The organism is Shewanella surugensis (assembly GCF_023284005.1).
Classification (GTDB): domain Bacteria; phylum Pseudomonadota; class Gammaproteobacteria; order Enterobacterales; family Shewanellaceae; genus Shewanella; species Shewanella surugensis.
Genome location: NZ_JAKIKS010000138.1, coordinates 1 through 14,307, shown reverse-complemented (window position 1 = coordinate 14,307; position 14,307 = coordinate 1). Strand labels below are relative to the sequence as shown.

The following is a 14,307-nucleotide window of genomic DNA, read 5'->3' as shown; positions in this document are numbered from 1 at the left end:
TGCGGTGCGCCAAGTCAGCGAAATAAGCTAAAAAAGGCGAGTTGGGACGATGATTACAGGGCAAAAGTTTTCTTTGGTTAATTATCCGACAAAGTATGCTCCCGCCCTGACATCCCCCCCAGGGCCAGATCACGAATATTTTATAATATAATTTATTTTGTAATAGGGGAGCGACTTAAGCTATCAAAAAACAAACAATCTATTTTTTTTCTCAGACTTTAATAACTTATTTTTTAATCTATTAAAAAAAGTATTTCATCCCCATCTTTATTATGGTAGAAAACACACCTTTTTATGATGATAGAGTCAAAAGACAGACTCTATCATTGCAGGGCAGTGCATACGATTCGCAGAGAACATATTCACTAATGATCAACAGACACTAAGATCCCCCTAATACCGAGAGGTTTTCAAGCTCATATCTGCATCCTTCCAAGCCGTGATAAAACGCTCATTAATCGCAGCGGCCACCAGAGCTTTGTCTTGCTTTAATAGGCTTTGCTTCAAACCAAATAAAGAATAACCATTTTCTGGATTACGACGCAGATCTTCCCAGTAAACGACCTCCGCCTCAGCCGGTAAACCTGCTTCTAATAGCAAAGCACCCAATATATGACGCACAGGGAAATACCAATCGGGTGGCTCGTTATACATTAGACCATCTTCAAGGCGCACTGCTTTTTCCAGCAGAGCAATGGCACGTGGAAAGTCATTTTGTTTAGCCGCCATTTCGCCTTCAAGTAACTTTTCAGCAATGGTTAATAAGGTTTTAGCTGCGCCGTAACCCACATAGACTTTATCGACTTTCACCACTTCAATTAGTTGAGTGAGTTGTTGCAACTCTTTTTTGGCTTCACCTAATTGCCCCCGATGAGTAAAGGCTAAACCACGACCATAATGCCAGATCCCATTCATAAAAAGCGCTTTCTCGTTGGGTTTTGGCTCTGCAAGCATTTTTCCCCACAAGCCAAATCGCACCATCACAAACATCGGCTGACTGCGAAATGACTCAAATAATCCCCAAGTATTCTCTTCATTATCAGCACTGATTTTAGCTTCAACGGAGCGCGCAGCGCTCAAAGCCTGTTCACTGCGCCCGAGAAACATCGCCGACCAAGTCAAGAAATGAATATTATGCGGGTAATAGCCCAAGGGATAGAGGCCCTGTACTCGGCATTGGGTAATATAATCACCATCCGCTTTAATCGCCTGTGTATTCGCATCAAAGGAATCAGCATATCGTCCCACTCGCATATAAATATGTGAAGGCATATGGACGAGATGACCAGCCCCTGGCATCAATTTCCCCAATTTATCCGCACTGGCGATGCCGAGTTCTGGTCGAAAAGCTTCAACCGTATGAATAAAATAATGATGAGCGCCGGCATGACTATTATCACGTTCGATAACCGACTCTAATGTTTCCATTACCACCTCAGTATAAGGCTTGGGAGTACCATCCTTATACCAGTAATCCCAAGGGTTGGTATTCATAATCGCAGCGGCATAGAGTGTCGCAGCATCTAAGTCATCAGGATATTGCTTGACTACCGTGGCCATCGCCTCAACATAAGCAGCATCCAAAGGTTTACGATCGACATTGACATCATGGGTATAGCGCGTCGCTAACGCATCGATATATGCTTGCTCTCGCTTTGATACCTGAGCCTTTAACTCGATGGCTTTTTGTATCGCTGCATAAGCTTGCGGTACAACGGCCGCTTGCATGGGCAGGTTTAAATTAGGCCCCAACACCAAAGCCCAGCCCCAATAGGCCATGGCATTATTAGGATCTAACCTTACCGCTTCTTTGAAAGCACGTAATGCCTCGGAATGGTTAAAACCCATTGTTAAACGAAAGCCTTGATTAAAAAAATATTGCGATTCAACGCTACTCGTCGTAACGTCAAAATGGTGCGTCCCTAAGCCAGTCAATTTAGGAGCTATAGGCTCAGTGGCCATACTCGGATCCGTTTGCAGCGCTTTAGGATCGTGAACGTGAGCCGAGACAGCAGTCGCCATAAAAATAAACATAGCGATAACACAATAACGAATAAACATAGTTATTTCCCTGTAAATGAGCATAAAGACAGTAATGTAAACTGGATCACCTTTGCAAAAGTACGACTGAATACCGCCTTAACTTCAGTGCTGACATGGATTCAAGGTGCATTCAAAAAATCCGATTACCCACCACGGCCTTGTCTTTTTTCAATCAAGATTAACTTGACTAATCTGATTGTTCCCTAGCATAAACTAGAGGATATACTCTCCCGACACAAGGAATAAATAATTAAACAAATCAATAAATTAGCTACACCTAAATTAGACCCTACTTAACGTTAACACCATGAGATCACGTGTATTTATGAGGATGAACGCTAAACCCTTTTTTCCATCAATAAGATTACAGCCCCGTATATTCCGCTGAGCCATGAGCCCCCAGAAAACAACCTATAATGTCTATATTATTAACAGTTCGTTTAACTGATCCCTAGCAGTACTTTCTGACACTCGGCTAAGTGAGTAAAATCACTAACCGAGGTATTATATGATGACAAAGAAAATACGTAAAATACACACAGATGAGTTCAATAAAGAAGCACTTGCTTTAGCTGAAAGAAACGGGGTTTCCAAAGCCGCAAAAGAGCTGGGTATTCGTGAATCACAAATCTATAGCTGGCGTGCAAAAACAGCCAAGAAAGTAAGCACTAGCCAGAGGGAAGTCGCTAAGCTTAAACGTCAGCTTTCGGAGCAAGCAGAGGATTTAGCTATCTTAAAAAAAGGCGGCCACCTACTTCGCAAAAAATCAAAAATAGCCCGTTTTGAATTCATGCTCGAGCACCAACATTATTTCTCAACGAAACGTATGGCGCGGGTGCTTCGAGTATCACGAAGTGGGTATTATCACTGGCGTCATTATGCTCAAGAGCCTAGCAATAGAATGCTTAATCGCGATTATAGAGATATGAAAATAAAACAAATTCTCGATGAAAGTAAAGAGCGTTATGGTGCCATTCGTATTCAACGAGAGTTGATAGAAGCTACAACTGCAATCAAGACCATATCTGATAGCATTCGTAGACAAAACTTGGTAGCCAAAGCAGCCAAAAAATTCAAGGTGACGACTGACAGTGACCATCAATAAGCTATTACTGATAATGTGTTAGAGTAAAACTTTGATGCTAGCGCGCCTAATCAAAAGTGGGTGCAAGATATCACGTACCTGTGGTACCTGCGAAGGCTGGCTTTATTTAGCGGTAGTGATAGATTTGTATTCACGAGCAGTAGTAGGTTGGTCTATGGATACACACATGAAAGCGCAACTGGTAACGGATGCATTGAAGTTGATTACAATCGAACAAGAAGGCATAGTGCAATTGGGTATCAAAGCCCATTAAATTATGAACCACAAAAAGTCGCTTAATTGAGTGTCCAGTTTTAGTGCCGGGTATCATTGGCAAATAGAACAGTATCACCGTGCAATTAAGCAAGTCTGTCATATTGAACATTTTCAAGTGCGAAATGAGCAACCAATAAGAAATCATATATTTGCAGCAATTTGTAATTTTATTCATTTAAATAAAATGCAGGCTGCTAAGATGATATGTAATATTGACAAGCATCAGCGTGATCTTTATAAAGATGTGGTCGCTTCTTTTATAGAACTATTTTCTAAAAGGAAGTCTTGACTAAACCCAAGTTTTCAAGCTTCTGTCAATGCGTAAGTCCTATGAGTAATGAAAAAGTCGCCAAGATATATAACCAATTCAGTGATTACGGGGCTATCGCCGCATAGAAGTACCCAGAGTATTGAAGTATGCTTAAATTTAAATATCTTCACATATTAGAGTTATGTTGCTTGTATGAATCATTACCTAGTGTTGACGTATGTCTTGCTAGTCACTGTGCTTAGTACAGCTGGCCTTGCATTGCCTTATCCTATATTGGCTCCTTTATTTATGTCAGGTGAGTTAAATGGTTTAAATGATTTTATGTCTATCTCACCAGCATTATTATTGGGCATTGCTTTAGCTGTTTATCCATTGGGAATTTTTATTGGAGGCGCGGTTATCGGCGCTTTGTCTGATAGTTATGGAAGAAAAAAATGTTTAGTGATTACATTATTTTTGAGCGTATGTGGCTACATGAGTTCTGCTTATGCTATTGTAAATGAGGCATATTTACTTTTTTTAATGGCGCGTTTTATTACTGGGTTATGTGAAGGTAATGTATCGATTTCACGTGCAATAGCACTGGATTTAGGTGATAGACTTGATAAAACACGCGCCATGTCCTTAATCGGAGGTGCTTTTTTTTTAGGCTGGTTAATTGGCCCGCTTGCAGGAGGCTATTTGGCCGAATATGGGCCTGAGGTGGCTTTTCAAGTGGCAGGTGTTGCCATTTCATTTTGCATGTTTTTTGTGATACTGGTGATACCAGAAACCCATAAAGTGAAGACGAACAAGTCTTTTTATCGGTTGGTTAGATCTCATAACTCACTGACTTTATTACGTTACCCAAGAATATACCAATTATTTATTCTTCAATTGATTTTTTGTTTGGGGTTAAATGCTTTTTATGAGTTTTTCCCTGTGTGGTTAACAATAGAAAAGGGATATTTACCTTACATGATTGGAGATACAATGGCCATAATGGGCTTGAGTATGATGCTAACGAGTGTGTGTGTGGTCACCTTGTTAAAAGGATGGTTGGGAATGGAAGTAAGTTTAGTCAGCTCGATATTGATGACAGCACTCTTTATGCTGGTTATTCCTTTCTTATCTGATGTTAGCATGATTGCTGCGTTTGCACTCACAGGCGCGTCGATAGCCATTTATAATGGATTACTGCCTGCATATGCCTCAGACACTAATCAAGATGTAGGGAGCGGTGCTCTAATGGGATTATTAACTGCCACCTTTTTTTTAGCTAACAGCGTGATTGCGATTTTAGGGAGCATTATATTAATCTTATCGCCTGCGTTTCCGTTGTTTTTAGGCAGTTGCTTAATTTTAATTTCAACCTTGTTGATGATGAAGTTTATTTATACCCATGACACCTGAAAGTGCATGTTTCAGAGCCTGTAAAAGTATACTATTGCGTTTTACTTCACGGTAAATACTCGTGCGATGAACTGCCCGTTTTTTCGCTATCTGAGAGCAGGTCACATTTTCTAACAACAAAGCTAAAACTTGACATCTCTTATCTTCGATCAACTGTTTGTATTTAATAGTGATTACCCTTTATTTTTAGCCAGGGAATGGTACCACCTACAGGCAGTTGATTATCTATCTCATTTTAACCATGAATGTTGCACTTATTAATCTGAAATTACGCATAGCCATTAAGTTACAACATAACCTTGCTGCTTCATAATATAAAAAGATAATATTTTTAGTATATTGGGTGGTATTAATGTCTATTTTAATACTTAAGCTTCAATCTATTAATGAAAAATGCATTATCAGATGCAGAAAATAAACTATCATTAGCTTAAATGTAATTATACTTAATAAAAACAATAGCCGCTCTAGTAATTTATTCGAACTTTAGCTTTGCTTGTTCATTTACTAGTTTTTTAAACGTGACACAGAACTAAAAAAAATTAGAGCAGGATTTTTCAGTAAGTAACAAATTAACTTAAATAACATTTAAAAGCGGAAATACAAACTATGTTTAATCCAATGACCAGATGTTTTATAGCTAATGATATACATCCATTTGATATTGGTATAACACACTATAAATTACCTGATCTTGGTGTCTCTATTTATATTGGTACTGAACTAAACAATACCATTGGCTACTGGAAATCCGCTCTACCTAGCAACGGCGGAATGAGGCTAATGCATTATGAAACAGAAGAGCTTGCTGAACAAGACTGCTATGAACTTACCTTGCAGATGTGCAACAAACATCATCTATACCAAACAGGCTTTTCAGGTGGCAAAATTGTTATTAATACCAAAAATATAGAAAAATTAGATAAAAGAAAGCTATTGCTAGCCTTAGCACAAATAATCAATTCCTATGAAGGGCGACTGTTCACTGGATGCGATGTTAATATCAATATTAATGATATGGCGTACTTTAATCGTCTTTGCCCAAATGCGCTACTTGGGTTTACCGAAAATATTAACACTAACTTAGCGACAGCTTATAGTATACTCGGTGCTATTAAAAGTGCACTGAGTAAAATAAAGAAAAATACTCATGATATTTCTTGCATTGTACATGGATGTGGCAATGTTGGTGCCCCTTTGGCTAATTTACTTATTAGCAAAGGCATGAACCTTATTATTAATGATTCCATCCCTGGAAAAATTGCCAGAAATGTTAATAATCCTCATAGAGAAATTTTAACGGATGAATGGCAAACGATGCCTTGTGATATTTTCATTCCATGCACACCTGGAAAAGAAATTTCTGTCGAACTTGCTAGAAAACTTCGTTGTTCCGTCATTGTCGGGGCGACCAATATTCCTTTTGCTGAGCCTGAAGCTAAAAATATTATTGACTCTAAAGGGATCCTCTATATCGCGTCATTCATTAGCAGCGCAGGTGCTGTGATCAGTGATTCCATTGAACATTACAGCCCAAGTCAGTGCAAAAAAATTAACCAATACGCTATTTTTAATTTTATTCAGCAATTAGCATTTGATAAAACCTCAGAATACATTAATCGCAATCAAGCCATAAACGATCGGTTTATAAAAAAAAACAACCCAGATCCTCAACACCTAGCAAATTCTTTTAAAATATGGAAACAAAACAAATCAAAATATGTGGATTATACCATCATAGGAGCTGGCATCGCAGGTACTTCTGCCGCCTATTATTTATCCAAGCACTTGGATAGCAATCAAAAAATAATATTACTTGATCAAGGAGGTATTGCGAATAAATTAGGATCATCAGCAGGATCATCTAGAATGTATCGAGAAATGTATTCAGATCCTTTTTATTCGAAGTTAATGAAAGAATCCTTAGTACTTTGGAGAGATATTGAAAAGACCACTAACGTCAAATTAATCACTCAACATGGCTTATTATTTTTCGGTTCCAAAGATACAGGTGAAACGGTTGAAGGTTCAATCTTAGGAGCTGAAAAAACAATGAAGCAATTGGGAATTGAATTTATCAAATATGATACCCACAATGCCATTGAAGCACAATATCCATATTTAAGATTACAACCTACTGATATTGCTGTTTACTCTCCTGCAGATGGTATGATAGCTGCGACGAAATCATGCCAAGTATTAGCAAACTTAGCCCGCCAAAAAGGCACAAACATTATTGAGGGAATTAACGTTTGCGACATTGAAAATAATAATGATTTAACTAGCACCATTTCCCTGTCTAATGGTGACATATTGACGACAAAAAAATTAATTATAACTACTGGTGCATGGACTAAAGACAACATAGAAAAATGGTTTGGTATTTCTCTCGCATTAGAAATTCATTCTGTTACCTTTGGTTATTATCAAGTCCCCAAAGATGAGCCAAATTTTCCTCAATGGTTTTGTTTTAGAAACCATACACAGACAAATATATTTCCTGAATGCAAGGGCTTATACTATGGTTTTCCTGCAGAAAAAAGCAAAGACGACACAAATAACAATAGCGCAGTCAGAGTAGGCATTGATTTTACGCCAAAAAATAAGTGTTATAGGCCAGAAAAAATGGCTGATTTCCAATACACACCCGATAGCCAAATTGTTCAAGACATTAATGCTTTTGTTGCCAACCATTTCCCTCAGCTGGAAGAAAATCTGTCCATGCAGTGTAGCCCTTATAGTATCACAGCAGATCAAGATTTTGTTCTCGGAAAACTACCTGGATTTAATCATGTTTTTTTATTTTGTGGTGGTAATGGTCGAGCTTTTAAATTTGGCCCAAAAATAGGAAAGCTGCTGGCTGATCTGGCACAGGATAATCCAATTGATTGTGATATTTCACGTTTCTCTCCAACAAGGCTCTTAGCACAATCTCACACGAAACAAAATTTGAGTATGGCACATGTTCCTTGGGGAACCTCTGGATCTGGCATATACACTCTAGCAACGCAAGGTTGCTTTGATGTAATAAACAAAGCACAATCGGTTGCTATTGAGGCTACCTCAAACATCATACAGCGACTGAAGTCAGCCACTGATAATAAAAAAACGGCTCAGCTTGTAATCGCTCTTTGTGATTATGGGAGTGCAGATAGTGGTATTTCATTATATTTTTGGAAAAAAATCATTCACATTTTCTTAAATGATTTTGTGGAAGCGGAAATTGAATTAACCTACGAAGATCAAGCGTATAATGATTGGAAAAGTGTGTTTTACTATACACAAGGTATCATTAATCCCCCCGAACGTTTTGGTAATGAAGTCTTCTTAGATGAAAAAACGAAAGAAAAAGTCTTCATTAAAGCATCTGGCACCAGTTTTTACTGCCAGTGCCTGCCATCCAACACCTTACACTTTGGATTTTCATCCACTGCCATGCACTGGCTTTCAAAAAAACCAGCTCCTTTACCGGGGCATATCTTGCATCACACACAGCTGACCACTCACACTTCAACAAGTGATGCTTTTGCTAATCAAGCTGCTCAAGATTGGGAAAAGATTCTAGTCATGCGCGCTAAAGAACTCTGCAGTGGTGGGCAGTTAGTCATTGCTAACTTTTGTATTTCCCCTGAAGGATGGTGCTTAGGCAATACCCCTTCAGTACCCAATAAAATCTATGATGTAATGAGCCAAATTTGGCTGGGAATGTGTAATGAGAAGCTTATTAGCAAAGATGAGTTAAACAATATGAGCTTTATGAACTATTTTCGTACGCCGACAGAAATGCTAGCGCCATTTTTTAACAAACAATCATTATGCTATCAAAATGAGTTACGGTATATTTCTCATCAAATTATTATAACGAAATGTCCTTATTATCAAGCTTGGTTAGAAAGTGATAAAACGCACCCCATCGCTCATGCAAAGTCATTTATACCGACATTGAGAACATGGTCAAACAGCACCTTTGAATCAGCACTAAATGAAACCATTCGTTCTAAAGAAGAGCGAAGTCAAATTGTCGATGTGTTTTATTCTCGCTATGAAGCGATCGTAGCCTCTGCACCTGATGATCATGCAATGGATTACGTGCACTGTGTTTTGCATCTCGAAAAAGTGTAGTCAAACAAATTGCATATGTTGATTCGAAATGAGGTTGAGCAAACGGCCAAGCTCCCGACTTTATTACCGAGCTTATGTTACTCAGCCGTCCGATATCGCTGAAATTCGGCATAAACAGATCGTGATGCATTGATGAGTATTTCAGAAGCGATTCTTTTTCCGACCATGAGTATGCATATCGATCGCCTCGCCCCAGATCACTTGCGCGGAGCCTATTTTGGCGCAGCTTAATATTGGATAGTTTGGGTGGTTATTTATGATCGCCAGTGCATTATGTCTCGCGGTATTTTACCTCTATAGCATTTTGGACCGCTTTGCACGGCCGACACAGGCTCTGACTGTAGAAGTCACTTAGACCCCTAAAGGGAATAAAGCGCAATTTCAGAGCACTCAGAGTACTTTTTACAACACGCCCACTTCGGTTCTAAGTCGACATGCAGATACCGAGTACCACTCTACGTGCAATAAAACCAAGACATTTACTGTCAGGATAGCCTATGGTTCCAATCAAATTTAATCTTACTTTTGAGCATGTTCATGTGGACAGGCATTATTAATGGCAATGAGAGACTATTAATAATGCCTGTGGCAGTTGATTGAGCTGAGACCCATTGAGTTGTCGATATCACTTCACTAAAATAGAAAAGCCAGAGTAGCGAGAGCGACTCTGGCTTAACATCTGGCAGCCTATATGAGGCCACCTGAATACTGGGACTTATAACCCGTTATGATATTGCAGTACCGTGGATTGCGGCACCATACTATCCAATGTAGGCGCTGCGGTGGGCTGTCCGTTGAGCAGTTGCTCAAACTGTTTGATGAGTTGTACTTTGTCAGGTGATGGCTTATCTCCAGCACCAATATTGGTTAAATCAATCATAAAGCCATCAAAGAGATGGGCGAGATCGGCAATGATCTCCGTATTGAGGAATTGATCTTGGTTATAAATACTAGGGTAACCTGCTTTTTGCTTATCGATAGCAAATTCATCACCTTTAAGGTTAGTGATGCTGGTCGACTTATCGCAAGACAGCATGCAGCCATTGTCGATTCGCGGCTTTTCACAGCCGACACTTTGCTGGAAGAAGCACTGCCTGCTCGCCATCAATAAAATAGGATGGTAGATGCTGTACATCATTTTGAAGTTTGCAGGGCGGGCAATATGTTTAATTTGCTGTAGGTTAATTTCGTTAGAAATAAAGGCACCATGGCAATCAAACTGTTCCTGCATGGACAATAATGCATAAGAGTTGGTGGTGTTTAAAAACGGACCCGCAATCCATTTAATCCCCATTTCAAAGGCGCGATTGGCAATACCGGTGTTGTTGGTGATAATCAGTGCGGGCTTCACCTGCTCGAGAATATTCAGCGCCACATCATAATCTTTACCAATGAGGACTGACGGAAACCATGGGATCAGTCGTGGATTTTGTTTGAAGAAATCCACATATTGAGTACAGCCACGTTTATAGGCATCGGGTAATTTAAAATAAACATCTGCATCGGTGTGCTCAGTAAGGGCAATATCAGCCTCATCACAGATCAAAATAGACAGCTTAGGTGTCTCATTTTGTGGCTTTGGATGCTTAATCAGTTTAGGCAGCTCGACTGCGGGTAATACGGCTGTGCCATGGTTAAGCTGCAATAAGATCTGTTTCTTTAAGACCGTGAGCTCCTTAAAGGGAATACTAAGATCGGCGGCTAAATCATCAGTGATGAGTGGCTTAAGGTCGAACTGTGCATTATGTAAACTCTTAAAGCGCTTTTCAATGACACTGTCATCAATGCTGGCATCGTCACTGCGGGTTAGCTGGCTTTGAGATTGCACGGTAAAGTGCTTATCGATTAACGGGGTTTGACCCACAACAAAATCTTGCGTCGTCACAGTGATTGATAGTGGCTTCCCCTGTTGGCCCGAAAAAGCCAATGTTAATGGCAGTTTCTCAATGCTTAAGTGCTTTATTTTGTCATCAACGGATGCCTGGATCTGGCTCTTTTCCTGCTGCAGTGCTTGTTCAGCGTCATGAATTTGTACGACTGAAATAGCCTGCGAGCCATTATGAGTCAGCTTATCTTTAAGATGGTTTTTCGAGTTATCACGGGGATTATCGATAAACATCGACTGGTTCAAGTCGCCCTTTAAAAAAGAGTTGGTTAGATCGCGGTTAAATACTTTATAGAGGCGCTCACCATCTTCAAGTAACTCTCCGGTCGCAAGAAAACCATCAATTTGTTTACGGAAACTGTCTATCACAGTATGCACGTAACTTGCGCCCTTAATTCGGCCTTCCACTTTGAATGAGTGAACACCGGCTTCGATTAATGCGGGTAGGTCGAAAAATGCCGAGTTGTCTTTGATATTGAGCGGGAAGTTATGGCCCGACGCCGTCGTTTCATACTCTTCACGACAAGCTTGGCTACAACGGCCACGGTTACCTGAGTTACCGACACTGGCTGAGGTGGAATAGCACAGGCCTGAAAATGCGATGCAAAGTGAGCCATGCACAAACACTTCAGTGCTGATATCGTTATCGCGACCCGTTGCGGTTAATGCGGTGATTTCCCGTAAATTGAGCTCTCTTGATAAATTCACCCGTGAGGCGCCTAATTTCTTTAAAAAGGGAATTTGGCCCGCATTATGAGTGGTTAGCTGAGTCGATGCGTGGATGTCCAATGTCGGGAAATGCTTTTTGATCAAATGGAACATGCCAATATCTTGCACAATCACCCCATCTAATGGGGTGTTGACCAATTTGCTCAGTAGCTTTGCGAGGGTTTTAAATTCATTCTCTAAGATCACAATATTGAGTGTTAGAAAAATCTCGCATTGATATTGGTGTGCTAAACGTATGATCCCAACCAGTTCCTCAAAGGAAATATTAGTGGCACGGTTACGAGCATTAAAGGTATCTAAGCCACAATAAACAGCGTCAGCTCCGGCAATAATTGCCGCTTTAATCGCATCAATATCCCCGCCTGGTGCTAATAATTCAATCTTCGGATCCATGGTGACAACTTGTTGTTAGACATTTAATGGGGGGATGTTACCCGTATATTTTGTCAATGAATATCGTTAAAGTAAATTATTCGCTTTTGCTAATGAAAATAACTAAAACCAAGGAACAAAATCATGGCATTACCTGTACTCTATTCTTTGAGAAATTGTCCTTATGCGATGCGAGCGAGATTGGCAATTTATGCCTCTGGCCAGCAAGTGCACCTGAGGGACTTGGTGTTAAGTAACAAACCAGCTGAAATGCTGAGCATATCGGCCAAAGGAACGGTGCCCGTGCTAATCACCACCGATAATCTCGTCATTGATGAAAGTTTATCAGTCATGCTGTGGGCTTTTTCACAAACCGATCCTGACGATTACCTCAATAAAACGCTGCCAAATGCGCTGGCTGACATGTTGTCGCTGATTGGCTTATTTGATAATGAGTTTAAGGGGCATTTAGAGCAGTATCGCTGCGCTAAACGTTATCATGAGCCGTCACTCATCGAAGAGAGACAGCAGTGTGAGCGTTACCTTGCTGATTTGGAATGGCGGCTGAGTCAGCATCAATTTTTGATGTCTGAGACCCCCAGTTTGGTTGATGTGGCGCTGGTGCCTTTTATTCGTCAGTTTGCTCGGGTGGAGCGGCAATGGTATTTACACTCTCCCTATCCAAAACTAAGACAGTGGCTGAAGACTTACCTACAGAGTCGAATGTTCAGCAAGGTGATGGCGCAACACCCAATGTGGCTAGACACAAAGGAAGATGTCGTCTTTGGAAGTGACATAAAGGGGAATAAGGGTTGATAGAACAGATTGTGGTGGACTCTTAATGCATGCGACAGAGCGCTCACACAGAAGCTATCATCCATACTTGCTGAAACCTCCCAAGAGAGGACTTTACGGCTAAACCAATCCACTAGGTAAACAAAGCAGCCAGATAGGCGAATATACGTGATGTCAGTACACCATACCTGATTACCCCGCGTGATATCCATACCATTGAGTAAATACGGGGAGACCTTGTGCTCAACATTCGGCTGGTATTTGGACTCGGTGCCACCGACTTTATGCCCATTTTACGCATCAATCGTTGCACCCTCTTACGGTTAATTGGGTACCCCTCGGGACGTAAATAATCACGCATTTTCGACTGTCACAAAAGGGATGGCCCGTATATTCTTTATCAATCAACTGTATAAAATTCAGGTTTTCCTCTGATTCATCCGCCCAATCGATATTACGATAGTAACTGGCTCGAGATAGATCCAGTAAGTCACACTGTCGCATAATGCTCAGTTGGCTATGGTTTGGCTTAATTATGACGATTTCCTCGGCATTGTTTAGTCGAGATGTCCGGTCTTTTTTTAAGCCAATCCACTACGTTCAATCTGGCTGTAAAGCTTATCTTGCTCCTCTTAGGTATTATCAGCCTGCTGTTTTCGTCCCTTGCTGAAAATATCGTCGGAGTCTTCAAGCTATTGCTTTTTTAAGCTATCGACTTAGCTGGGATTGACTTCGAATTTCGACGCTATTTGGTTGACGGTTTGATGCCCCCTCAGCAACCTTGGCTTTGAACTTTGCGGTGAATGCCTGACGCTTCATAATATCCCCTTGATACAGTGGTCTCTACTTTAACTCACGGTCTCAATTTTGGGGGCTACTATAGTTTTATTCTTTGGTTTCCTTATCTGATTTTTCAGTTTTTATTTGTAAGTACTTTTGTCTAGCTAAATATCGTCTATCGAATTTATCATTAACTTTATCAATGATGGCAACCATTTCTTTTTCATGAAATTTCTTAGGTAAGTCTGGCGTTTTTTCTAATATCTCGTAAAACACAGGTCTTAAATCAATTTCATATTTGGTGTAAAGCTCAACAGATTGATTTGAAAGTATGAATTTCTTTAATGCATCGATATGTTTTTTAATGAAACGGAAATCATGATCATAGCTGATATCTTGAAAGTAATAATATAACGGATACATCAGATCCTTAATCCTTAGGATTTCAACCTAGATCTCAGCAATAAGCGACACACGTTTACCTGTTAAAAACTCATAAGGACTGAGAAAGTTTAACGCCTTTCTTGGCCTCATGTTAATTAAAAATTCAGCATTGGC

Annotated in this window: 9 protein-coding genes and 4 pseudogenes; 6 read left to right on the top strand and 7 right to left on the bottom strand. The window is 40.1% G+C overall.

Annotation, left to right across the window (positions count from 1 at the left end; genetic code table 11):
* Positions 1-393: 393 nt before the first annotated feature.
* Positions 394-2,061 carry a hypothetical protein gene (locus L2764_RS22845; RefSeq protein WP_248942633.1) on the bottom strand — a complete coding sequence of 556 codons (1,668 nt, stop codon included), beginning with the start codon at positions 2,059-2,061 and terminating at the stop codon, positions 394-396.
* Positions 2,062-2,551: 490 nt separating this feature from the next.
* Between L2764_RS22845 and L2764_RS22840 the strand changes: the two are divergent.
* From L2764_RS22840 to L2764_RS22830, 3 genes and pseudogenes are all read left to right on the top strand, one after another.
* Positions 2,552-3,350 (top strand): annotated as a pseudogene (locus tag L2764_RS22840) (IS3 family transposase); the annotation flags it as partial.
* Between the two features lie 105 nt (positions 3,351-3,455).
* Positions 3,456-3,692 (top strand): annotated as a pseudogene (locus L2764_RS28575) (IS701 family transposase); the annotation flags it as partial.
* 174 nt (positions 3,693-3,866) lie between these two features.
* Positions 3,867-5,066, top strand: a complete 1,200-nt coding sequence (locus L2764_RS22830) for an MFS transporter (protein ID WP_248942632.1) — start codon at positions 3,867-3,869, stop codon at positions 5,064-5,066.
* On the opposite strand, the gene L2764_RS28355 is transcribed toward L2764_RS22830, so the two are convergent.
* Positions 5,022-5,219, bottom strand: a complete 198-nt coding sequence (locus tag L2764_RS28355) for a hypothetical protein (RefSeq protein WP_376708474.1) — start codon at positions 5,217-5,219, stop codon at positions 5,022-5,024. The genes L2764_RS22830 and L2764_RS28355 overlap by 45 nt on opposite strands.
* Before the next feature lie 456 nt (positions 5,220-5,675).
* On the opposite strand from L2764_RS28355, the gene L2764_RS22825 reads away from it, so the two are divergent.
* Both L2764_RS22825 and L2764_RS28350 read left to right on the top strand, forming a co-directional pair.
* On the top strand, positions 5,676-9,188 hold the full coding sequence (locus tag L2764_RS22825; protein WP_248942631.1) for an FAD-dependent oxidoreductase: 3,513 nt from the start codon (positions 5,676-5,678) through the stop codon (positions 9,186-9,188).
* Between the two features lie 129 nt (positions 9,189-9,317).
* Positions 9,318-9,543: pseudogene (locus L2764_RS28350) on the top strand (MFS transporter); the annotation flags it as partial.
* A gap of 360 nt (positions 9,544-9,903) precedes the next feature.
* On the opposite strand, the gene L2764_RS22820 reads toward L2764_RS28350, so the two are convergent.
* Positions 9,904-12,195: a peptidase U32 family protein gene (locus tag L2764_RS22820; RefSeq protein WP_248942630.1), complete on the bottom strand. Its 2,292-nt coding sequence runs from the start codon at positions 12,193-12,195 to the stop codon at positions 9,904-9,906.
* A gap of 123 nt (positions 12,196-12,318) precedes the next feature.
* Between L2764_RS22820 and L2764_RS22815 the strand changes: the two genes are divergently transcribed.
* Positions 12,319-12,990, top strand: a complete 672-nt coding sequence (locus L2764_RS22815; protein WP_248942629.1) for a glutathione S-transferase — start codon at positions 12,319-12,321, stop codon at positions 12,988-12,990.
* On the opposite strand, the gene L2764_RS28345 is transcribed toward L2764_RS22815, so the two are convergent.
* The 4 genes and pseudogenes from L2764_RS28345 to L2764_RS22805 form a co-directional block, all read right to left on the bottom strand.
* On the bottom strand, positions 12,882-13,181 hold the full coding sequence (locus tag L2764_RS28345; protein WP_376708473.1) for a DDE-type integrase/transposase/recombinase: 300 nt from the start codon (positions 13,179-13,181) through the stop codon (positions 12,882-12,884). The two genes, L2764_RS22815 and L2764_RS28345, sit on opposite strands and share 109 nt — an antisense overlap.
* A complete protein-coding gene (locus L2764_RS28340) occupies positions 13,103-13,330 on the bottom strand; it encodes an IS3 family transposase (protein ID WP_376708472.1) in 228 nt (75 codons plus the stop codon). Before L2764_RS28340 ends, L2764_RS28345 begins: the two co-directional genes overlap by 79 nt.
* 524 nt (positions 13,331-13,854) lie before the next feature.
* On the bottom strand, positions 13,855-14,172 hold the full coding sequence (locus tag L2764_RS22810) for a hypothetical protein (RefSeq protein WP_248942628.1): 318 nt from the start codon (positions 14,170-14,172) through the stop codon (positions 13,855-13,857).
* A 27-nt stretch (positions 14,173-14,199) separates the two neighbouring features.
* Positions 14,200-14,307: pseudogene (locus tag L2764_RS22805) on the bottom strand (IS30-like element ISVsa7 family transposase); the annotation flags it as partial.